We start from the raw sequence: 21,042 nt of genomic DNA, 5'->3' as shown, positions 1-21,042 counted from the left end.
CCAACTGCTCAGTAGTCTTCGTTCCATTCGTTGACACCCGCGCGTCACCGCTACCTAACATGCATGCATAACAGCGACCCCCTCTAGAGACAGGTTCCCGGGGTGAACAGGCACCACTGGTGGCGTGACGCGGTGATCTACCAGGTCTACGTCCGCAGCTTCCTCGACAGCACCGGCGACGGAGTCGGCGACCTCGCCGGCGTCCGGGCCGGACTGCCGTACCTGCGCAAACTCGGCGTGGACGGGATCTGGCTGAGCCCCTTCTACCCGTCACCGCAGCACGACCACGGCTACGACGTCGCCGACTACCGCGGTGTCGACCCGCTCTTCGGCGACCTCGACGAGTTCGACGCGCTGGTCGCCGCGGCCCGGCGCCTCGGCATCCGAATCCTGCTGGACATCGTCCCCAACCACTGCTCCAGCGAGCACCCGTGGTTCCGCGAGGCCCTGGCCTCCCCGCCCGGCAGCCCGGCCCGCGCCCGCTTCCACTTCGCCGACGGCCGCGGACCGGACGGGGACGAGCCGCCCAACAACTGGCACGCCATGTTCGGCGGCCCCGCCTGGACCCGTGTGACGGAGCCCGACGGCCGCCCCGGCCAGTGGTACCTGCACATGTTCACGCCCGAGCAGCCGGACTGGAACTGGCGCACCCCCGAGGTCGCCGCCGAGTTCGACGGGATACTCCGCTTCTGGCTGGACCGGGGCGTCGACGGCTTCCGCATCGACGTCGCCGCCGGCCTCTACAAGCACCCCGACCTGCCCGACTCCCCGGACCCGGAGGCCGACGCCCGCACCCGCGACTCGGTCAACCCGCTCGCCTGGAACCAGCCCGAGGTGCACGACGTGTGGCGGCACTGGCGCGCGGTCTGCGAGGAGTACACCGCCCGCGACGGCCGCGAACGCCTCCTCGTCGGCGAGGTCTCGGTCCCCAGCGCCCGTGAACACGCCCGCTACGTCCGCCCCGACGAACTCCACCAGGCCTTCTTCTTCGACCTGCTCGGCGCACCCTGGGACCCCGACGCCTTCCGCAAGGTCATCTCCGAGGCGATGCAGGACATCGCCGGCACCGGCTCCACGGTCACCTGGGTCCTCAACAACCACGACCAGGTCCGCACCGTCACCCGCTACGGCGAACCCGCCACCGACGGCAGCGGCCTCGGCACCGCCCGCGCCCGCGCCGCCGCGCTGCTGATGCTGGCGCTGCCCGGTGCCGCGTACATCTACCAGGGCGAGGAACTGGGCCTGCCCGAGGTCGTCGACCTGCCCGACGACGTGCTCACCGACCCGATCTTCCACCGCACCGGCAGCCGCGCCCGCGTCCGCGACGGCTGCCGGGTGCCGCTGCCCTGGTCGGGCCAGGCGTCCCCGTTCGGCTTCACCTCCGGCGACGGGACCGCCAAACCCTGGCTGCCGCAGCCGGAGTACTTCGCCGAGTACGCCACCGACCGCGCCCTCGCCGACACCCGCTCCTTCTGGCACCTGTACCGCGACGGCCTGCAACTGCGCTCCGAACTGCCTCAGTTGGGCGAAGGCACCCTGCGCTGGCTGGACACCCCGCCCGGCGTCCTGGCCTTCGTCCGTGGCGACGGCCTGGTCTGCGCCGTCAACTTCGGCACCGCCCCCACGCCCGCGCCGGTACCCGGCACCCCGCTCCTGACCAGCGGCCCCTGCCCGCCCGGCGTCCTGCCCGGCTCCACCGCCGCCTGGTGGATCGCCGGACTCTGACCTCGCTCCACCCGACCCATCGAAGGGACATCAACGATGATGCGACGACGTACCTCCCTGCTCACCGGCTGCACCGCCCTCGTCCTCGCCCTCGGCGCCACCGCCTGCGGCGGCTCGGGACCCGTCACGGCCGGCGGCGGCGACAAGGCGCTCAGCGGACAGTCGGTCACCGTGGCCGGCGTCTGGTCCGGCACCGAGCAGGAGAACTTCCAGAAGGTGCTCGACGCCTTCACCGAGAAGACCGGCGCCGAGACCTCCTTCGTCTCCACCGGCGACAACGTCTCCACCGTCGTCGGCAGCAAGATCGAGGGCGGCAACGCCCCCGACGTCGTGATGGTCCCGCAGGTCGGCGTCCTCAAGCAGTTCGCCGGCAACGGCTGGCTGAAGCCGCTGTCCAAGACGGCCCAGAAGTCCGTCGACACCAACTTCGCGGACGTCTGGAAGACGTACGGGACCGTCGACGACACCCTCTACGGCCTCTACTTCAAGGCCGCCCACAAGTCGACCGTCTGGTACAGCCCCGACGCCCTCGCCCAGGCCGGGGTCGAGCCGCCGAAGACGTACGACGAGATGCTGGAGGCCGGGCGGACCGTCTCCGACTCCGGGCTCGCCGCCTTCTCGGTCGCCGGGCAGGACGGCTGGACGCTGACCGACTGGTTCGAGAACGTCTACCTCTCCCAGGCCGGACCCGAGAAGTACGACGCGCTCGCCGCCCACGAACTGAAGTGGACCGACGCCAGCGTGGTCGACGCGCTCACCACCCTCGGCAAGCTCTTCAAGGACGAGCAGCTCGTCGAGGGCGGCCGGAAGGGCGCCCTGAACACCGACTTCCCGGGCTCCGTGGAGAAGGTCTTCGGCCCGAAGCCCGAGGCCGGCATGGTCTACGAGGGCGACTTCGTCGCCGGGGTCGCCAAGGACCAGTTCGGCAAGGAGATCGGCAAGGACGCGAACTTCTTCCCGTTCCCCGCGGTCGACGGCGGTGAGGCACCGGTGGTCAGCGGCGGTGACGCGGCCGTCGTCCTCGAGGACGGCAAGAACTCCGAGGCCGGCATGGCGCTCCTGGAGTACCTCGCGACGCCCGAGGCCGCGGCCGTGTGGGCCGAGGCGGGCGGTTTCCTCTCCCCGAACAAGAACCTCGACCCCGCCTCCTACGGCGACGACGTCACCCGGGCCACCGCCGAGTCCCTCGTCGGCGCCGGGAACTCGGTCCGCTTCGACATGTCCGACCAGGCACCCGCGGCGTTCGGCGGCACCAAGGGCACGGGCGAGTGGAAGATCCTCCAGGACTTCCTGCGCGACCCCTCCGACCCGAAGGCGACCGCCGCCGAGCTGGAGGCCGCGGCGGCCAAGGCATACAAGGGCTGACCGGCCATGACCTCCACCCTGGTGAAAGAGGCGAGCCCGCCCACGGCCCCCGGCCCGGCGCCCGTACGGCGCCCCCGGCGGCGCCGGGCGGCCGTCGCGCTGCTCTTCGTCCTGCCCGCGCTGCTCCTGCTGGGCGCCCTCGTCGTCTACCCCGTGCTGTTCTCCGTGGGCCGCAGCTTCTTCGACGCCTCCGGGACGCGCTTCGTGGGCGGCGACAACTACACCGAGATGTTCCGCGACCCGGCCACCCTCAAGGCCATCCGCAACACGGCGATCTGGGTCGTCGTCGCGCCCACCCTGCTCACCGGCCTCGGCCTGATCCTCGCCGTCCTGGTCGAGAAGGTCCGCTGGGCCACCGCCTTCAAGCTGCTCCTCTTCATGCCGATGGCGGTCTCCTTCCTCGCCGCCGGCATCATCTTCCGGCTCGCCTACGACCACGACCCGGACAAGGGCGTCCTCAACGCCGCCGTGACCGGGGTGCACGACGCCTTCACCGGCACGTCGTCCTACCCGACCGCCCGGGCCCGGGAGGGCCAGGACGGCGGCCTGGTCAAGGGGGCCGACGGCTCGTACCGGACCGGTGCGGCCGTGTCACCCGGCGACACGGTGGCGCTCGGACTGGTCGGGGTCGGGCCCGACGACCTCCCGTCCGGCGCGAGGACCGCGTACGGGGCGGCGGGACGGGACGCCGCCGCCGACGAGGTGCGCGGCGTCGTCTACCTGGACTTCACGCCCGGCGGAGGAGGGGAGCAGGGCCGGGTCGACCGGAGCGAGCGCGGGCTGCCCGAGATGACCGTCGAGGCGGTGCGCGACGGCCGTACGGTCGCGACCACGACCACCGGGGACGACGGCTCCTTCGGCTTCGAGGAGCTGGCGGAAGGGTCGTACACCGTCCGGCTCCCCGCCTCGAACTTCGCCCCGCCCTACGAGGGCGTCTCCTGGCTCGGACCCGCGCTGGTCACGCCCGCGATCATCGGCGCGTACCTGTGGATCTGGACCGGGTTCGCGATGGTGCTGATCGGCGCCGGGCTGTCCTCGCTGCCGCGCGACGCGCTGGAGGCGGCGCGGATGGACGGCGCGAACGAGTGGCAGATCTTCCGGCGGATCACCGTGCCGCTGCTGGCCCCGGTGCTCACGGTCGTGTTCATCACCCTCGTGATCAACGTGATGAAGGTCTTCGACCTCGTCTACATCATCGCGCCCGGCCCCGTGCAGGAGGACGCGACGGTGCTCGCGACGCAGATGTGGCTGGTGTCGTTCGGCGGCGGCAACAACCAGGGGCTCGGCAGCGCGCTGGGTGTGCTGCTCCTGCTGCTCGTCGTCCCGGCCATGGTCTTCAACGTCCGCCGCTTCAAGAGGAGTCAGCGATGAGGAGTCAGCGATGAACGCCGTCCGGCGGTATCTGGGCAACGGGATCGTCCAGGCCTTCCTCGTGCTCGTCGGGCTGGTGTGGATGACGCCGCTGGCCGGGCTGTTCCTGTCCTCGCTGCGGTCCTCCGAGGACACGGCGAAGGGCGGCTGGTGGACGGCGCTGGCCAGCCCGGGGCAGCTCTCCCTCGACAACTACTCGGCGCTGCTCGGCAACTCGGGCATCACCCAGGCCTTCTGGAACACGGTGCTGATCTCCGTGCCGACGACCGTGCTCGTCGTGGTCGTCGGGGCGCTCGCCGGGTACGCCTTCGCCTGGCTGGACTTCCCGGGGCGCGAGGCCGTCTTCCTGGTGGTAGTCGCGCTGCTGGTGGTGCCCGTGCAGATCGGACTGCTGCCGGTCGCCAAGCTCTTCGGGCAGCTGGGGCTGTTCGGGACCATCCCGGGTGTCGTGCTCTTCCACGTCGCGTACGGGCTGCCGTTCGCCGTGTTCCTGCTGCGGAACTACTTCGCCGAGATGCCCAAGGAGATGCTGGAGGCCGCGCGGATGGACGGCGGCAACGAGTGGCGGATCTTCACGCGGCTGGTGCTGCCGGTGGGGAAACCGGCCATCGCCAGCCTCGCCATCTTCCAGTTCCTGTGGGTGTGGAACGACATGCTGGTCGCGCTGCTGTTCGCGGACAGCTCGTCACAGCCGCTGACGGTGGAGCTCCAGTCGCAGATCCGGCAGTTCGGCAGCAACATCGACGTGCTGGCGCCGGGGGCGTTCCTGTCGCTGGTGGTGCCGGTGGTGGTGTTCTTCGCGTTCCAGCGGCACTTTGTGCAGGGGGTCATGGCGGGGTCCGTGAAGTGACGGCTGGGGGTGGGGCGGCGGGGAGGGTTTCGCCCCCGCCGCCCCTTCCCGTTCCCGTCCCTGGGGGCTGCGCCCCCAGACCCCCGCTTTCGGCCTTGACGGCCTCGTCCTCGAACGCCGGACGGGCTGGGTCAGGCCGACGCCGGTGGGTAGAGGGATCTCGGCAACTGTGATGCCGCCGCCGTGTCCAGGAGCCACAGGGTGCGGGACCGTCCCCGCGCCCCCGCCGCCGGGGCCTGGATCTCGCCCGCGCCCGAGAGGGCCATCGCGACCGCGTTCGCCTTGTCCTCGCCCGCCGCCAGCAGCCACACCTCGCGGGCGGTGCGGATGGCGGGGAGGGTGAGGGAGACGCGGGTGGGCGGGGGCTTGGGGGAGCCGTGGACGCCGATGACCGTGCGGTCCGTCTCCCGTACGCCCGGGTGCTCCGGGAAAAGGGACGCCACGTGGGTGTCCGGGCCGACGCCCAGGAGGAGGACGTCGAAGGACGGGACCGACGCGTGGTTCTCGGGCACCGAGGCCTCGGCCAGTTCCCGCGCGTACGCGGCGGCCGCCGCCTCCACGTCGGAGCCGTGCGGGCCGTCCGACGCCGGCATCGCGTGCACCCGCTTCGGGTCCAGCGGCACCGAGTCCAGCAGGGCTTCCCGCGCCTGGGTGACGTTGCGCTCCGGGTCGCCCTCCGGCAGGTAGCGCTCGTCGCCCCACCACAGGTCGATGCGGCTCCAGTCGATGGCATCCCGGGCCGGGGAGCCCGCGATCGCGGTCAGCAGGCCGTTGCCGTTGCGGCCGCCGGTGAGGACCACCGACGCCGAGCCCCGGGATGCCTGCGCGTCCACGATCCTCGTGATCAGCCGTGCCGCCGCGGCCTCGGCCATCAGCTCCTTGTCGCGGTGCACGACCAGTTGGGGAGTACTCACTTCGCCGCCGCCTTCTTCACCGGTGCCTTCTCCCGCGCCGCTTCCTTCGCGGGAGCTTTCGCGGCCGTCTCGACGGGAGCGGGGACGGCGACCGCCCCGTCACCGTCGCCGGAGTCCCCTTTGGTCGGGGTGCCCGGCGCGTTCAACCGGTTCACCCCGTACCGCAGCGCCGACGCGTACGTGTCGTCCGGGTCCAGGCGCCGCAGCTCCTCCGCGATCAGCTCGGCCGTCTCGCGCCGCTTCAGCGCCACCGCCCGAGACGGCTGCCCCTTGATGGACAGCGTCGCGAGCGAACCGTCGGCCCGGTCCAGGACCACCGGGCCGCAGTCCGTGTCCATGCGCACGGCGGTCAGACCGGGCCCCTCGGACGCGGTGCGCTGCACCGGCACGTCCAGCCGGTCCGCAAGCCACATCGCCAGCAGCTCGCAACTCGGGTTGTACTCCTCGCCCTCCACCTCGACCGACTGCACCTGGCAGTCGACCTGGTCCAAGGCCGCCGCCAGCATCGAGCGCCACGGCGTGATGCGGGTCCAGGACAGGTCCGTGTCGCCCGGCGCGTACGCCTCCGCGCGGGCCGCCAGCTCCCGGATCGGCTCCTCGCAGGCGTACGTGTCGGTGACCCTGCGCTGGGCCAGGGCACCCAGCGGGTCCCCGGCCGGGTCCAGCGGCGCGTTCACCGGCCACCACACCACGACCGGCGCGTCCGGCAGCAGCAGCGGCAGGACGACCGACTGGGCGTGGTCGACCACGTCGCCGTACAGCCGCAGCACGATCGTCTCGCCGGTGCCCGCGTCGGCGCCGAGGCGGACCTCCGCGTCCAGGCGGGACTTCGTGCGGTCCCGGGGGGAGCGGGAGACGCGCTTGATGACGACGAGCGTGCGCGAGGGGTGCTCGTGCGCGGCGTCGCTCGCGGCCTTCAACGCGTCGTAGGCGTTCTCCTCGTCGGTGACGATGACCAGCGTGAGCACCATGCCGATGGCCGGCGTGCCGATCGCCCGGCGGCCCAGCACCAGCGCCTTGTTGATCTTGCTGGCCGTGGTGTCCGTGAGGTCTGTCTTCATGGCCGGCGCCAGCTCCGTCCGTCTCGCTCGAGCATTTCGTCCGCCTCGACGGGGCCCCAGGTGCCGGCCGGGTACTGGGCCGGGACGCAGTGCTTGTCCCAGTACTCCTCGATCGGGTCGAGGATCTTCCAGGACAGCTCGACCTCCTCGGTGCGCGGGAAGAGGTTCGCGTCGCCCAGGAGGACGTCCAGGATCAGGCGCTCGTACGCCTCCGGGCTGGACTCCGTGAAGGACTCGCCGTACGCGAAGTCCATGGACACGTCCCGGATCTCCATCGACGTGCCCGGCACCTTGGAGCCGAAGCGGACGGTGACGCCCTCGTCGGGCTGGACGCGGATGACGATCGCGTTCGAGCCCAGCTCCTCGGTGGCCGTCGTGTCGAAGGGGGAGTGCGGGGCCCGCTGGAACACGACCGCGATCTCGGTGACGCGGCGGCCCAGGCGCTTGCCGGTGCGCAGGTAGAAGGGGACGCCCGCCCAGCGGCGGTTGTCGATGCCGACCTTGATCGCGGCGTAGGTGTCGGTCTTCGACTTCGCGTCGATGCCGTCCTCTTCGAGGTAGCCGATGACCTTCGCGCCGCCCTGCCAGCCCGCCGCGTACTGGGCGTGCACGGTGTCGCGACCCAGGTCCTTCGGCAGGCGGACCGCGCCGAGCACCTTGGTCTTCTCGGCGGCCAGCGCGTCCGCGTCGAAGGAGGCCGGCTCCTCCATCGCGGTCAGCGCCAGGAGCTGGAGCAGGTGGTTCTGGATGACGTCGCGGGCGGCGCCGATGCCGTCGTAGTAGCCGGCCCGGCCGCCGATACCGATGTCCTCGGCCATGGTGATCTGCACGTGGTCCACGTAGGACCGGTTCCAGATCGGCTCGAACATCGTGTTGGCGAAGCGCAGCGCCAGGATGTTCTGGACGGTCTCCTTGCCCAGGTAGTGGTCGATGCGGAAGACCTGGTCCGGGGCGAAGACCTCGTGGACGATCGCGTTCAGTTCCTCGGCCGACTTCAGGTCGTGGCCGAACGGCTTCTCGATCACCGCGCGGCGCCAGGAACCGCTCGACTGGTCGGCCAGCCGGTGCTTCTTCAGCTGCTGGATGACCACCGGGAAGGACTTCGGCGGCACCGACAGGTAGAAGGCGAAGTTGCCGCCCGTGCCCTGCGCCTTGTCCAGGTCGTCGATGGTGGCGCGCAGCCGCTCGAACGCGTCGTCGTCGTCGAAGGTGCCCTGGACGAAGCGCATCCCCTGGATGAGCTGCTGCCAGACCTCCTCGCGGAACGGCGTGCGCGAGTGCTCCTTGACGGCGTCGTGCACGACCTGGGCGAAGTCCTCGTGCTCCCAGTCGCGGCGGGCGAAGCCGACAAGAGAGAAGCCCGGCGGCAGCAGACCACGGTTGGCGAGGTCGTACACGGCGGGCATGAGCTTCTTGCGGGAGAGGTCGCCGGTGACGCCGAAAATGACCAGACCCGACGGCCCCGCGATGCGCGGGAGCCGTCGGTCTGCGGGGTCACGCAGCGGATTGCTGCTTGACAATTTCTAGCCCTCCGAGGGAGCGAGGCGCTTGAGTTCGGCCTCCGTCGACTTCAGCAGGTCGTTCCAGGAGTCCTCGAACTTCTCGACGCCCTCCTTCTCGAGGAGCTGGACCACCTCGTCGTAGGAGATCCCCAGCTTCTCGACCGCGTCGAGGTCGGCGCGCGCCTGCTCGTAGGTGCCCGCGACGGTGTCGCCGGTGATCTCGCCGTGGTCCTCGGTGGCGAACAGCGTCGCCTCCGGCATCGTGTTCACCGTGTTGGGCGCGACCAGGTCGGTGACGTACATGGTGTCGCTGTACGCCTTGTCCTTGACGCCGGTCGACGCCCACAGCGGACGCTGCTTGTTGGCGCCGGCCTTCTCCAGGGCGGCCCAGCGGTCGGAGGAGAAGACCTCCTCGTACGCCTGGTAGGCGAGCCGGGCGTTGGCGACGGCGGCCTTGCCGCGCAGCGCCTTGGCCTCGTCGGTGCCGAGCGCGTCGATCCGCTTGTCGATCTCGGTGTCCACGCGGGACACGAAGAAGGACGCCACCGAGTGGATCTGGGAGAGGTCCAGGCCGCGCTCCTTGGCCTTCTCCAGGCCGGTCAGGAAGGCGTCCATGACCTTGCGGTAGCGCTCCAGCGAGAAGATCAGCGTGACGTTGACGCTGATGCCCAGGCCGATGGTCTCGGCGATCGCCGGGATGCCGGCCTCGGTCGCCGGGATCTTGATCAGCGTGTTGGGCCGGTCCACCAGCCAGGCGAGCTGCTTGGCCTCGGCGACCGTCGCCTTGGTGTTGTGCGCCAGGCGCGGGTCGACCTCGATGGAGACCCGGCCGTCCTTGCCGCCGGTGTTGTCGAACACCGGGCGCAGGATGTCGGCGGCGTCGCGGACGTCCGCCGTGGTGATCATCCGGATGGCCTCTTCGACCGTGACCTTGCGGAAGGCCAGGTCGGAGAGCTGCTGGTCGTAGCCGTCGCCCTGGGAGATCGCCTTCTGGAAGATCGACGGGTTGGTGGTGACGCCCACGACGTGCTGCTGGTCGATCAGCTCGGCGAGGTTGCCGGACGTGATCCGCTTGCGCGACAGGTCGTCCAGCCAGATCGCGACGCCTTCATCCGAGAGGCGCTTGAGTGCGTCTGTCATGGAAAATGCATCTCCTACGTGTCGTGTGTGAGCGTCAGCGCTGGGCTGCGGCGATCGATTCCCGGGCTGCGGCGGCCACGTTCTCGGCAGTGAAGCCGTACTCCTGGAAGAGCACCTTGCCGTCCGCCGAAGCACCGAAGTGCTCCAGGGAAACGATGCGGCCGGCGTCCCCCACGTACTTGTGCCAGGTCAGACCGATCCCGGCCTCCACCGCGACGCGGGCCTTCACGGACGGGGGCAGGACGCTGTCCCGGTACCCCTGGTCCTGCTGCTCGAACCACTCGACGGACGGCATCGACACGACACGCGTCGGCACACCGTCGGCCTGGAGCGCCTCGCGGGCCTCGACGGCCACGTGCACCTCGGAACCGGTGGCGATCAGCACCACCTGCGGCTCGCCGCCCTCGGCCTCGAACAGGACGTAGCCGCCCTTGGCCGCGTCCTCGTTCGGCTCGTACGTCGGCACGCCCTGGCGGGTCAGCGCCAGACCGTGCGGCTGGCCCTTGCCGTACTCCTTCGTCCAGCGCTTGAGGATCTCGCGCCAGGCGATGGCCGTCTCGTTGGCGTCGGCCGGGCGGACCACGTTCAGGCCCGGGATGGCGCGCAGCGAGGCCAGGTGCTCGACCGGCTGGTGGGTCGGGCCGTCCTCGCCGAGGCCGATGGAGTCGTGCGTCCACACGTACGTCACCGGCAGGTGCATCAGCGCAGACAGACGGACGGCGTTGCGCATGTAGTCGGAGAAGACCAGGAACGTTCCGCCGTAGATGCGGGTGTTCCCGTGCAGGGCGATGCCGTTCATCTCCGCGGCCATCGCGTGCTCGCGGATGCCGAAGTGGATGGTGCGGCCGTACGGGTCGGCCTCCGGCAGCGGGTTGCCCGCCGGGAGGAAGGACGACGTCTTGTCGATCGTCGTGTTGTTCGAGCCCGCCAGGTCGGCCGAGCCGCCCCACAGCTCGGGGATGACCGCGCCGAGCGCCTGGAGCACCTTGCCGGACGCGGCGCGGGTGGCGACACCCTTGCCGGTCTCGAAGACCGGGATCTTCTCCTCCCAGCCCCCCGGCAGCTCACCCTTCGCGACGCGGTCGTACTCGGCGGCGCGCTCCGGGTTGTTGTCCCGCCACTGCTGGAAGGACTTCTCCCACACCGCGCGGGCCGCCTGGCCCTTCTCCAGCGCCTTGCGGGTGTGCCCGATGACCTCGTCGGAGACCTCGAAGGTCTTCTCCGGGTCGAAGCCCATGACCCGCTTGGTCGCGGCGACCTCTTCGTCGCCGAGCGCCGAGCCGTGGGCGGCCTCGGTGTTCTGCGCGTTCGGGGCGGGCCAGGCGATGATCGAGCGCATCGCGATGAAGGAGGGGCGGTCGGTGACCTTCTTCGCCGCCTCGATCGCGTCGTAGAGCGCGTTCGGGTCCAGGTCGCCGTCCGGCTTCGGGGCGACGCGCTGCACGTGCCAGCCGTACGCCTCGTACCGCTTGCAGGTGTCCTCGGAGACGGCGGTCTCGGTGTCGCCCTCGATCGAGATGTGGTTGTCGTCCCACAGCAGGACCAGGTTGCCCAGCTTCTGGTGGCCCGCCATGGAGGACGCCTCGGCGGAGATGCCCTCCTGGAGGCAGCCGTCACCGGCGATGCAGTAGACGTAGTGGTCGAACGGCGACTCGCCCTCGGGAGCCTCCGGGTCGAACAGGCCGCGCTCGTAGCGGGCGGCCATCGCCATGCCCACCGCGTTGGCGACGCCCTGGCCCAGGGGGCCGGTCGTGGTCTCCACGCCGGTGGTGTGCCCGTACTCCGGGTGACCGGGGGTCTTAGAGCCCCACGTCCTGAAGGACTTCAGGTCGTCCAGCTCCAGGCCGAAGCCGGCCAGGTACAGCTGGGTGTAGAGGGTCAGGGACGAGTGGCCGGCGGACAGCACGAAACGGTCGCGTCCGACCCAGTTCGCGTCGGCGGGGTCGTGCCGCATCACCTTCTGGAAGAGGGTGTAGGCGGCGGGCGCCAGGCTCATCGCCGTACCCGGATGGCCGTTGCCAACCTTCTGTACGGCATCGGCGGCCAGGACGCGGGCGGTGTCCACGGCCCGCTGGTCCAGTTCGGTCCACTCGAGGTCTGTGGTGGTCGGCTTGGTGCTCACCCTGAGTCAGGGCTCCTCTCCACATGTCGGATGCCGGTGCACGTGGGCGCCCACCGGCTGCCGGCGCGTCCTGAGTCGGCCGGCCGTTGTTGAGCCTACCCCCGTAAGTACGTGCGTTTTTCCGCTGGAAACCAGACTGCCGGGAGTCTTCTGCATCCGCCTGTCGACCGGGCGAAACCGCATTCGGCAAGTGAATACGGAGCCGCTCATCTGACCGCTCAATCGACTCCCCGAACGCACGTCGGAGCGCCCTTCTCAACACGACCCCACCCCCGCGAAGGCCGAAGTAAGGGCAACGTCTAAAGTGGCGTGGTACGCGCGAGCCTTTACCGCCACTTCACACGGGGAGGCTTGCTGGGATGTCTCTGTCAGGGGTGTGCGTGACGGCCGTTGAATCCCGTCCTGCGGGGGTAATCGGGACGAGCCAGAGCCCGAGTCACCGGCCGTTCGGGGCCCGTGTCAAGGCGTTCGTGGCGCTGACCAAGCCGCGGATCATCGAGCTTCTGCTGATCACCACCGTTCCGGTGATGTTCCTCGCCGAGCAGGGTGTGCCCGATCTGAAGCTGGTGCTGCTGACCTGCGTCGGCGGCTACCTCTCCGCGGGCGGCGCCAATGCGCTGAACATGTACATCGACCGCGACATCGACGCGCTGATGGACCGGACCTCGCAGCGCCCGCTGGTCACCGGCATGGTCAGCCCGCGCGAATGCCTCGCCTTCGGCATCACCCTGGCGATCGTCTCGACGCTGCTGTTCGGCCTCACCGTCAACTGGCTGTCGGCCTGGCTCTCGCTCGGCGCGCTCCTCTTCTACGTCGTCTACACGATGATCCTCAAGCGGCGCACCTCGCAGAACATCGTCTGGGGCGGCATCGCCGGCTGCCTGCCGGTGCTCATCGGCTGGTCGGCCGTGACGAACTCGATGTCCTGGGCGCCGATCATCCTCTTCGGGGTGATGTTCTTCTGGACGCCGCCGCACTACTGGCCGCTGTCCATGAAGGTGAAGGAGGACTACGCGCGCGTCGGCGTGCCGATGCTCCCGGTCATCGCCTCCAACAAGGTCGTCGCCCGGCAGATCGTCATCTACAGCTGGGTGATGGTCGCCGTGTCCCTGCTGCTGACGCCGCTCGGCTACACCGGCTGGTTCTACACGGCGGTCGCCCTCCTGGCCGGCGGCATGTGGCTGTGGGAGGCACACGGTCTCCAGAACCGGGCCAAGGCCGAGGTGACGGGCGTCAAGCTCAAGGAGATGCGGCTCTTCCACTGGTCGATCACCTATGTGTCGGTGCTCTTCCTGGCGATCGCGGTGGATCCCTTCCTGCGCTGAGGTCTCGACGGACGGGCGGGGTGCGTGGCCAAGGCCACGCCCCCCCCGTCGCCGTTCGATCTACCCGTCGGTAGCATCCTGTGCATGGCAGACACGCAGCAGGTTGAGACGAAGCCCGACCGCTGGGCCGAGCGCCGGGTGGCCCGGCTGGCCGGGCGCATCGACGCCTTCTCCAAGGCGCACGGCGGCGCCGAGGGCCAGGTGGCCTACCTCGGCGAACGCGGCGCCCGCATCGTGCTGGTCGGCGCGGACGGCGCCTGGGGCGATCTGGTCGCACGCACCTACGACAGCGCGCTGAAGGCCGTGGAGAAGTCCGGGATCACCGTCCACGAGGACTTCGACGGCGAGTTCGCCGCCAAGGTGACGACGGGGCGCTACGAGTGGTCGCGCATGGCCGGTATCCAGGTCGGCGGCCCGAGCAACACCTGAGACCGGGTTCACCCGTTAGGACCGTAGAAGCCGCACGGCGTACGAGCCGTGCGGCGCACGGTCCGACCGCGGGGAGTCCGGATGATCGAAACGCCGTCCCTGGTGGACCAGTACTGCCACGGCGTCCTGAGAACGGAGCTGGGCCTCGGCACCTTCGAGGCCCAGCTGGCCCGCACCGAGGGCCCGCCCGCCCCGGGCACCACCCTCTTCGACACGCAGACCGGCTTCGCGGTACGCCGCTGGTGCCCGCCCCTGCTCGGTCTGGAGCCGCACTGCCCGCCCGCCCGCTACCTGGCCCGGCGCCGCGAGCTGGGCGTGATGGAGGCCGACCGCCGACTGCTGCGCGGCAGCGGCATCACGACGTACCTGGTCGACGCGGGCCTGCCCGGTGACCTGACCGGCCCCGAGGAGCTGGCCTCCGCCGCGGCCGCCGACGCCCACGAGATCGTCCGCCTGGAGCTGCTGGCCGAGCAGGTCGCCGACACCTCCGGCACCGTCGAGTCCTTCCTCGCCAACCTCGCCGAGGCCGTGCACGGCGCAGCCGCCCACGCGGTCGCCTTCACCTCGGTCGCGGGCGTACGGCACGGTCTGGCGCTGGCGCCCGAGCCACCGGGGCCGGGGGAGGTGCGCGGTGCCGCCGCCCGCTGGCTGAGCGGACGCGAGGTCGGCGGGGAGCTGAGCGACCCGGTGCTGCTGAGGCACCTGCTGTGGATCGCCGTCGCCTCCGGACTGCCGCTCCAGCTGCACGCCGGCCTCGGCGAGCCCGGCCTGCGGATCGACCGTACCGACCCGGTCCTGCTCACCGACTTCGTGCGGGCCACCGCCGGCCTCGGCACCGATCTGGTCCTGCTGCACGGCTACCCGTACCACCGCCACGCCGCCCACCTCGCCGGCGTCTTCCCGCACGTCTACGCCGACTCGGGCGCCGCCCTGGTGCGCACCGGCGCCCGCGCGGCGACGGTCCTCGCGGAGATCCTGGAGCTGGCCCCCTTCGGCAAGATCCTTTTCTCCAGCGGCGCCCAGGGCCTGCCCGAGCTGCACGTGGTCGCCGCCCGCCTGTTCCGCGAGGCCCTGGGGCGGGTGCTGGGCACCTGGGTGGCCGAGGGGGCGTGGTCCCTGGGGGACGCGCAGCGGGTGGCGGGGATGATCGCGGCGGGGAACGCGGGGCGGGTGTACGGGTTGGAGCAGGCCCCGGCGGGCCTCGCGGGGAACGTGACCCCGCTCAGACCCGGGTGAACCGCTCAGGCCTTGGCGAGCGTCGTCTCCACCGCGGGACCGGGCACGTCGGCCGTCTCCTGCGGTCGCTCACGCAGCGCCAGCAGCACTCGTAGGGTCGCGATCCACACCAGGCACGAACCGAGCATGTGCAGCCCGACCAGGACCTCGGGGAGGTCGGTGAAGTACTGCACGTAGCCGATGACGCCCTGCGCCAGCAGCACCAGGAACAGGTCGCGGGTACGGGCCAGCGGACCCTTCGGCGCGTCGACCGCCTTCAGCACGAACCACAGCGCGAACGTCAGCGTCACCACGACCCACGCCAGCACGGCGTGCGCCTTGCTCACCGTCTCCCAGTCGACCGGCATCCGCTCGACCTCGCTGGAGTCGCCCGCGTGCGGGCCCGCCCCGGTCACCACGGTGCCGACGGCGATCAGCAGCACGGAGACGACGACCAGCACCCACACCAGCTGCTGGATCGCCTTGCCGACCAGGGGGCGTGACGCCGCGTCGCCCTCCCCGGTGCGCCGCCACATCACGGTGGCGACCGCGATCAGAGCGGTGGAGAGCAGGAAGTGCGCCGCGACCGTGTACGGGTTGAGGCCGACGAGGACCACGATGCCGCCGAGGATCGCGTTGCCCATCACGATCCAGAACTGTGCCCAGCCCAACCGCGTCAGGCTGCGCCGGAACGGCTTCTGCGAGCGCGCGGCGATGATCGCCCAGCCGACCGCCGCGCACAGCACGTAGGTCAGCATGCGGTTGCCGAACTCGATGACGCCGTGGATGCCCATCTCGCTGGTGTTGGTCAGCGAGTCGTCGGTGCACTTGGGCCAGGTCGGGCAGCCGAGGCCCGAGCCGGTCAGGCGTACCGCGCCGCCGGTGACCACGATGACCACCGACATGACGAGTGCGACGAGGGCCGCCCGCCGGACCGTCCGGGGATCCGGGGTCCAGCGTGCGGCGATGAAGGCGAGCGGGTTGCGCACGGCGGCTGCGGCGTCGGCGCGGGTCACGTTTGGCACGCCGTCCATCGTAGGCGCCTGCTTGTGCACGCTTTCACGAGGGTCGGTTCCAGGCATCGCGTCCCTACTCCCAGCGGAAGAACTTCCCGGCGGCCGCGATTCCCACGACACCCCACGCGGCGAGGATGCCCAGGTCGCCCCAGGGCATCGCGGCGCCGTGCTGGAGGACGTCCCGCAGGCCGTCCGACAGGGCGGAGATCGGCAGCAGCCCCAGCACGCTCTGTGCCGCGTCCGGGAACCTGTCCAGCGGCACGATCACCCCGCCGCCGACGAGCAGCAGCAGGAAGACCAGGTTGGCGGCGGCCAGCGTCGCCTCGGCCTTCAGCGTGCCCGCCATGAGCAGCCCGAGCCCGGAGAACGCGGCCGTGCCGAGGATCAGGAGCAGCAGCACGGCGAACGGGTTGCCCTGCGGCGACCAGCCCAGCGCGAAGGCGATCACGGTCAGCAGGACGATCTGGAGCACCTCGGTGACCAGCACGGACACCGTCTTCGCGGTCATCAGGCCCCAGCGCGGCAGCGGGGACGCCGCCAGCCGCTTCAGCACCCCGTACCGGCGCTCGAAGCCGGTGGCGATGGCCTGCCCGGTGAAGGCCGTCGAGAGCACCGCGAGCGCGAGGACGCCGGGGGCGAGGAAGTCGACGGCCTCGCCGTCCCCGGTGTCGACGATGTCGACGATGTCGACGGTGCTGAACAGCACCAGCAGCAGCGTCGGGATGATCACCGTGAGCAGCAGCTGCTCGCCGTTGCGCAGCAGCATCTTCGTCTCGAGCGCGGCCTGGGCGGCGATCATGCGGCCGAGCGGCGCGGCCCCGGGCTTCGGCGTGTACGTACCGGTGCTCGTCGTCATGAGCGCAGTTCCTTGCCCGTGAGTTCCAGGAAGACGTCCTCCAGGGTGTGCCGCTCCACCGAGATCCGGTCCGGCATCACCCCGTGCTGGGCGCACCAGGACGTGACGGTCGCCAGGAGCTGCGGGTCGACCTTGCCGTTGACCCGGTAGGAGCCCGGCGTCAGCTCGGCGGCCGAGGAGTCGGCGGGCAGGGCCTTGAGCAGCGAGGCGACGTCCAGTCCGGGGCGGCCGGTGAAGCGCAGCGTGTTCTCGGCGCCGCCGCGGCACAGCTCCTCGGGGGAGCCCTGCGCGATGACCCGGCCGGCGTCGATGACGGCGACGTCGTCGGCGAGCTGCTCGGCCTCGTCCATGTGGTGGGTGGTGAGGATGACGGACACACCGTCGGTGCGCAGGTCCCGCACGAGGTCCCAGGTCGCGCGGCGGGCCTGCGGGTCCAGGCCGGCGGTCGGCTCGTCCAGGAAGACCAGCTCCGGGCGTCCGACCACGGCCATCGCGAGGGCGAGCCGCTGCTGCTGCCCGCCGGAGAGCCTGCGGTACGTGGTCCGGCCGCACGAGCCGAGCCCGAGCCGTTCGATCAGCGCGTCGACGTCCAGCGGGTGGGCGTGCAGCTTCGCGACGTGGCGCAGCATCTCGTCCGCGCGGGCGCCGGAGTAGACGCCGCCGGACTGGAGCATCACGCCGATCCGGGGCCGCAGCTCGCCTGCCTGCCGTACCGGGTCGAGGCCCAGGACGCGCACCGTGCCGGAGTCCGGCCTCCGGTACCCCTCGCAGGTCTCGACCGTGGTCGTCTTGCCGGCTCCGTTGGGGCCGAGTACGGCGGTGACACCCGCCCAGGCCACCAGGTCGAGGCCGTCCACCGCGGTCTTCGTGCCGTACCGCTTCACCAGGGCCTGGACCTGGACCACGGGCTCGCTTCGCATGGGTCACGAGTCTAGGTAGGCGGGGAAGTGCCCGGGCGCGGGGGTGGCGGGAAGTCCCTCCCACGGGGACGCGGGCCGTGACGGCCGGGGGACGTGCTCACTCCCGGGGCCGGTGCAGCGGCAGCCAGCGCTCCGCGTAGGCCACCGCGTCCGCGAGCGGGAACAACCGGACCACCGCCGCGCCGACCCGCCCGCGCACCACGGGCCGGTCCCGTTCGAAGTCGTGCCCCAATTCGTCGAACCGGTCCGAGGTGATAGACACCTCCGTCACCCGCTCCCACCCCACCGGCCCCGGCCGCCCCACCTCCACCAGCGGGGAGGGAATCCGGTACTCGGCGAGGTGGAAGCCGGTGCACGCCTCGAAGCCGGCGCCGAGCAGCAGCACCCGGGCGCCCATCCGCTCCAGCGCCGCCAGCGGGCTCCGTTCGCCCAGCCGGCAGTCCGTCGCGTGCCCGGCGACGACCTCGGCGGCGCGCGGGCCGACGGCGGCGAAGGACGTCTGGGGGTGCGCGCTGCGCAGGGCGCCCGGCCAGGTGCGCACGGTCTCGGGGATCACGCCGACCCCGCGCGAGGGCGTGATCAGGGGGTCGTAGGCGGGCATCGCGGCGCGGACGGTGTCCCACCACTCCCGCGGCACCGGCGGGTTCTGCCACAACGCCGGGTCCGACAGGTCACCGGTCTGGGTGGGCACCACCAGGGTGCCGTCCGGACCGAGGGCATCGAGCAGTCCCTGGACGACCGCGACGGGCCCTCCGCAGACCCATCCGAGGGAGCTGAGGGAGGAGTGCACGAGGAGCGTGTCGTCGCTGCGCACGCCCAGCTCGCGCAGCCCGGCGGCGATGGTGCCGCGGGTGACGAGTGGGCCGGTGGGAGGGGGTGCGGGCATGCCGGGGAGTGTCCCGCAGCCCGGTCCCGGACGCCACCGGATTGATCGATCAATGATCGTTTCCGCAGGTCAGATTAGGTATACCTAAGTGACGCAGGGCACCGTCCGGCGGTCCGGACGCGGCTTGCCCGGCTCCGAGGAATTACGCAACAATGGCGTTGTGAAAAACGTTGGCGAGGCTCCGCAGGAGGAACTCGCGACCGGTGAGCGGTCCACCCGCAACCGCGTCGCGCGCTCCATCCTGGACCACGGGCCGTCGACCGTCGCCGAGCTCGCCGGGCGTCTGGGCCTGACCCAGGCCGCCGTCCGGCGCCACCTAGACGCGCTGGTCGCCGACGACGTGGTCGAAGCCCGTGAGCAGCGGGTCTACGGCACGCGCACGCGCGGGCGGCCGGCCAAGGTCTTCGCGCTCACCGACTGCGGCCGGGACGCCTTCGACCAGTCCTACGACAAGCTGGCCGCGGACGCCCTGCGCTGGATCGCCGAGCGGGAGGGCGGGGAGAAGGCGATCGCCGCCTTCGCCCGCGCCAGGATCGCCGGGCAGGCGGGCACGTACCGCAAGGCGGTCGAGTCGGCGCCCCCGCACATGCGCACGGAAGCGCTGGCCAAGGCCCTGAGCGCGGACGGGTACGCTGCTACCGCGCGGAGCGCACCCCGGCCCCAGCAGGGCGAGCAGCTGTGTCAGCACCACTGCCCGGTCGCCCATGTCGCCGAGCAGTTCCCGCAGCTGTGCGAGGCGGAGACGGAATTTTTCGCCGAGCTGCTCGGTACGCATGTGCAGCGGCTCGCGACCATCGCGCACGGCGACGGGGTCTGCACCACCTTCATCCCCAAGACTTCGCACGCGGCGGACACGTCGCGCGCGGCCACGAACACCGATAACGCATCTGCCAGCACGGCCGGGAGGAACCCCGCATGACTCTCCCCACGGAGACTGCTCACCCTGAGCTCGAGGGCCTGGGCAAGTACGAGTACGGCTGGGCCGACTCCGACACGGCCGGCGCCTCTGCCAGGCGCGGCATCGACGAGGACGTGGTCCGGGACATCTCCGACAAGAAGTCCGAGCCGGAGTGGATGACCAAGCTCCGCCTCAAGGGCCTCAAGCTCTTCGAGAAGAAGCCCATGCCCAACTGGGGCTCGGACCTGTCGGGCATCGACTTCGACAACATCAAGTACTTCGTGCGCTCCACGGAGAAGCAGGCGGAGTCCTGGGAGGACCTGCCCGAGGACATCAAGAACACCTACGACAAGCTGGGCATCCCGGAGGCCGAGAAGCAGCGCCTCGTCGCCGGTGTCGCCGCCCAGTACGAGTCCGAGGTCGTCTACCACCAGATCCGCGAGGACCTGGAGGAGCAGGGCGTCATCTTCCTCGACACCGACACGGCGCTGAAGGAGCACCCGGAGCTCTTCAAGGAGTACTTCGGCACCGTCATCCCGGCCGGTGACAACAAGTTCGCCGCGCTGAACACCGCCGTGTGGTCCGGCGGCTCCTTCATCTACGTGCCGAAGGGCGTGCACGTCGAGATCCCGCTCCAGGCCTACTTCCGCATCAACACGGAGAACATGGGCCAGTTCGAGCGGACCCTGATCATCGTCGACGAGGGTGCCTACGTGCACTACGTCGAGGGCTGCACGGCGCCGATCTACAAGTCGGACTCGCTCCACTCCGCGGTGGTCGAGATCATCGTCAAGAAGAACGCCCGCTGCCGCTACACGACCATCCAGAACTGGTCGAACAACGTCTACAACCTGGTCACCAAGCGCGCCGTGGCGTACGAGGGCGCGACCATGGAGTGGATCGACGGCAACATCGGCTCCAAGGTGACGATGAAGTACCCGGCCGTCTACCTGATGGGCGAGCACGCCAAGGGCGAGACCCTGTCCATCGCCTTCGCGGGCGAGGGCCAGCACCAGGACGCCGGCGCCAAGATGGTCCACATGGCCCCGAACACGTCCTCCAACATCGTCTCCAAGTCGGTGGCGCGAGGCGGCGGCCGTACGTCGTACCGCGGCCTGATCGAGATCGGCGAGGGCGCCCCGGGCGCCAAGTCCAACGTGCTGTGCGACGCGCTGCTCGTGGACACCATCTCCCGCTCGGACACCTACCCCTACGTGGACGTCCGCGAGGACGACGTGTCCATGGGCCACGAGGCGACCGTCTCCAAGGTCTCCGAGGACCAGCTCTTCTACCTGATGAGCCGCGGCCTCTCCGAGGACGAGGCGATGGCGATGATCGTGCGCGGCTTCGTCGAGCCGATCGCCAAGGAGCTGCCGATGGAGTACGCGCTCGAACTCAACCGGCTGATCGAGCTCCAGATGGAAGGCGCGGTCGGCTAGTCACCGGC

General features: G+C 70.8%; 18 protein-coding genes. 9 read left to right on the top strand and 9 right to left on the bottom strand.

Features of this window, described 5'->3' with window-relative positions:
* Positions 1-102: 102 nt before the first annotated feature.
* From ACLIN4_RS08695 to ACLIN4_RS08680, 4 genes are read left to right on the top strand one after another with little or no spacing between them, the layout of a single operon-like run.
* Positions 103-1,725 (top strand): glycoside hydrolase family 13 protein, encoded by a 1,623-nt coding sequence (locus ACLIN4_RS08695; protein WP_107477910.1) that lies wholly within the window; start codon positions 103-105, stop codon positions 1,723-1,725.
* A 36-nt stretch (positions 1,726-1,761) separates the two neighbouring features.
* Positions 1,762-3,090: an ABC transporter substrate-binding protein gene (locus ACLIN4_RS08690; protein WP_411575636.1), complete on the top strand. Its 1,329-nt coding sequence runs from the start codon at positions 1,762-1,764 to the stop codon at positions 3,088-3,090.
* 6 nt (positions 3,091-3,096) lie between these two features.
* Positions 3,097-4,461 (top strand): ABC transporter permease subunit, encoded by a 1,365-nt coding sequence (locus tag ACLIN4_RS08685; protein ID WP_107477912.1) that lies wholly within the window; start codon positions 3,097-3,099, stop codon positions 4,459-4,461.
* Between the two features lie 10 nt (positions 4,462-4,471).
* A complete protein-coding gene (locus tag ACLIN4_RS08680; protein ID WP_107477913.1) occupies positions 4,472-5,311 on the top strand; it encodes a carbohydrate ABC transporter permease in 840 nt (279 codons plus the stop codon).
* Positions 5,312-5,442: 131 nt separating this feature from the next.
* Here the strand turns inward: ACLIN4_RS08680 and pgl are convergent, their stop codons facing one another.
* Genes pgl through tkt form a run of 5 tightly spaced genes read right to left on the bottom strand, consistent with a single transcriptional unit; the run spans position 5,443 to position 12,050 of the window.
* A complete protein-coding gene (gene pgl, locus ACLIN4_RS08675; protein WP_107477914.1) occupies positions 5,443-6,225 on the bottom strand; it encodes a 6-phosphogluconolactonase in 783 nt (260 codons plus the stop codon).
* Positions 6,222-7,286 carry a glucose-6-phosphate dehydrogenase assembly protein OpcA gene (opcA, locus tag ACLIN4_RS08670; RefSeq protein WP_107477915.1) on the bottom strand — a complete coding sequence of 355 codons (1,065 nt, stop codon included), beginning with the start codon at positions 7,284-7,286 and terminating at the stop codon, positions 6,222-6,224. The genes pgl and opcA overlap by 4 nt, the downstream gene beginning before the upstream one ends.
* Entirely contained in the window at positions 7,283-8,806 is a 1,524-nt protein-coding gene (gene zwf / locus ACLIN4_RS08665) for a glucose-6-phosphate dehydrogenase (RefSeq protein ID WP_107477916.1), read from the bottom strand. The genes opcA and zwf overlap by 4 nt, the downstream gene beginning before the upstream one ends.
* A gap of 3 nt (positions 8,807-8,809) precedes the next feature.
* Positions 8,810-9,928, bottom strand: a complete 1,119-nt coding sequence (tal, locus tag ACLIN4_RS08660; protein ID WP_100049715.1) for a transaldolase — start codon at positions 9,926-9,928, stop codon at positions 8,810-8,812.
* A gap of 34 nt (positions 9,929-9,962) precedes the next feature.
* Positions 9,963-12,050 carry a transketolase gene (gene tkt / locus ACLIN4_RS08655; RefSeq protein WP_107477917.1) on the bottom strand — a complete coding sequence of 696 codons (2,088 nt, stop codon included), beginning with the start codon at positions 12,048-12,050 and terminating at the stop codon, positions 9,963-9,965.
* A 374-nt stretch (positions 12,051-12,424) separates the two neighbouring features.
* On the opposite strand from tkt, the gene ACLIN4_RS08650 reads away from it, so the two are divergent.
* From ACLIN4_RS08650 to ACLIN4_RS08640, 3 genes are all read left to right on the top strand, one after another.
* Positions 12,425-13,375, top strand: coding sequence for a heme o synthase (locus ACLIN4_RS08650; protein WP_411576744.1), 951 nt, complete (start codon positions 12,425-12,427; stop codon positions 13,373-13,375).
* Positions 13,376-13,459: 84 nt separating this feature from the next.
* Positions 13,460-13,804, top strand: coding sequence for a hypothetical protein (locus ACLIN4_RS08645; protein ID WP_179342453.1), 345 nt, complete (start codon positions 13,460-13,462; stop codon positions 13,802-13,804).
* 81 nt (positions 13,805-13,885) lie between these two features.
* Positions 13,886-15,040, top strand: coding sequence for an amidohydrolase family protein (locus ACLIN4_RS08640; protein WP_289909852.1), 1,155 nt, complete (start codon positions 13,886-13,888; stop codon positions 15,038-15,040).
* Between the two features lie 5 nt (positions 15,041-15,045).
* Here ACLIN4_RS08640 and ACLIN4_RS08635 read toward each other — a convergent pair whose 3' ends face one another.
* The 4 genes from ACLIN4_RS08635 to ACLIN4_RS08620 all read right to left on the bottom strand — a co-directional run bounded on the left by ACLIN4_RS08635 (position 15,046) and on the right by ACLIN4_RS08620 (position 18,697).
* Positions 15,046-16,101, bottom strand: a complete 1,056-nt coding sequence (locus ACLIN4_RS08635) for a COX15/CtaA family protein (RefSeq protein ID WP_373429057.1) — start codon at positions 16,099-16,101, stop codon at positions 15,046-15,048.
* Between the two features lie 7 nt (positions 16,102-16,108).
* Positions 16,109-16,891 carry an ABC transporter permease gene (locus ACLIN4_RS08630; RefSeq protein WP_307652988.1) on the bottom strand — a complete coding sequence of 261 codons (783 nt, stop codon included), beginning with the start codon at positions 16,889-16,891 and terminating at the stop codon, positions 16,109-16,111.
* Entirely contained in the window at positions 16,888-17,811 is a 924-nt protein-coding gene (locus tag ACLIN4_RS08625) for an ABC transporter ATP-binding protein (protein ID WP_307652989.1), read from the bottom strand. Before ACLIN4_RS08625 ends, ACLIN4_RS08630 begins: the two co-directional genes overlap by 4 nt.
* Positions 17,812-17,908: 97 nt before the next feature.
* A complete protein-coding gene (locus ACLIN4_RS08620) occupies positions 17,909-18,697 on the bottom strand; it encodes an aminoglycoside N(3)-acetyltransferase (RefSeq protein WP_107477922.1) in 789 nt (262 codons plus the stop codon).
* Positions 18,698-18,857: 160 nt separating this feature from the next.
* On the opposite strand from ACLIN4_RS08620, the gene ACLIN4_RS08615 reads away from it, so the two are divergent.
* Together ACLIN4_RS08615 and sufB are read left to right on the top strand one after the other, a co-directional pair.
* Positions 18,858-19,616 (top strand): helix-turn-helix transcriptional regulator, encoded by a 759-nt coding sequence (locus tag ACLIN4_RS08615; RefSeq protein WP_100047430.1) that lies wholly within the window; start codon positions 18,858-18,860, stop codon positions 19,614-19,616.
* Positions 19,613-21,034, top strand: coding sequence for a Fe-S cluster assembly protein SufB (sufB, locus tag ACLIN4_RS08610; protein WP_019329248.1), 1,422 nt, complete (start codon positions 19,613-19,615; stop codon positions 21,032-21,034). Before ACLIN4_RS08615 ends, sufB begins: the two co-directional genes overlap by 4 nt.
* Positions 21,035-21,042: the final 8 nt, after the last annotated feature.

It is taken from the genome of Streptomyces mutabilis (assembly GCF_046628145.1).
GTDB classification, from domain to species: domain Bacteria; phylum Actinomycetota; class Actinomycetes; order Streptomycetales; family Streptomycetaceae; genus Streptomyces; species Streptomyces mutabilis.
Note: the sequence above shows the minus strand (reverse complement) of the source record. Positions and strands in the feature narration are given on the sequence as shown.

Excerpts from the sequence above, each read along its gene's own strand:
- ACLIN4_RS08690 (WP_411575636.1), top strand. The coding sequence starts at position 1,762 with ATGATGCGACGACGTACCTCCCTGCTCACCGGCTGCACCGCCCTCGTC.
- ACLIN4_RS08685 (WP_107477912.1), top strand. The coding sequence starts at position 3,097 with ATGACCTCCACCCTGGTGAAAGAGGCGAGCCCGCCCACGGCCCCCGGC.
- ACLIN4_RS08680 (WP_107477913.1), top strand. The coding sequence starts at position 4,472 with ATGAACGCCGTCCGGCGGTATCTGGGCAACGGGATCGTCCAGGCCTTC.
- opcA (WP_107477915.1), bottom strand. The coding sequence starts at position 7,286 with ATGAAGACAGACCTCACGGACACCACGGCCAGCAAGATCAACAAGGCG.
- tal (WP_100049715.1), bottom strand. The coding sequence starts at position 9,928 with ATGACAGACGCACTCAAGCGCCTCTCGGATGAAGGCGTCGCGATCTGG.
- ACLIN4_RS08645 (WP_179342453.1), top strand. The coding sequence starts at position 13,460 with ATGGCAGACACGCAGCAGGTTGAGACGAAGCCCGACCGCTGGGCCGAG.
- ACLIN4_RS08640 (WP_289909852.1), top strand. The coding sequence starts at position 13,886 with ATGATCGAAACGCCGTCCCTGGTGGACCAGTACTGCCACGGCGTCCTG.
- ACLIN4_RS08635 (WP_373429057.1), bottom strand. The coding sequence starts at position 16,101 with ATGCCTGGAACCGACCCTCGTGAAAGCGTGCACAAGCAGGCGCCTACG.
- ACLIN4_RS08630 (WP_307652988.1), bottom strand. The coding sequence starts at position 16,891 with ATGACGACGAGCACCGGTACGTACACGCCGAAGCCCGGGGCCGCGCCG.
- ACLIN4_RS08625 (WP_307652989.1), bottom strand. The coding sequence starts at position 17,811 with ATGCGAAGCGAGCCCGTGGTCCAGGTCCAGGCCCTGGTGAAGCGGTAC.
- ACLIN4_RS08620 (WP_107477922.1), bottom strand. The coding sequence starts at position 18,697 with ATGCCCGCACCCCCTCCCACCGGCCCACTCGTCACCCGCGGCACCATC.
- sufB (WP_019329248.1), top strand. The coding sequence starts at position 19,613 with ATGACTCTCCCCACGGAGACTGCTCACCCTGAGCTCGAGGGCCTGGGC.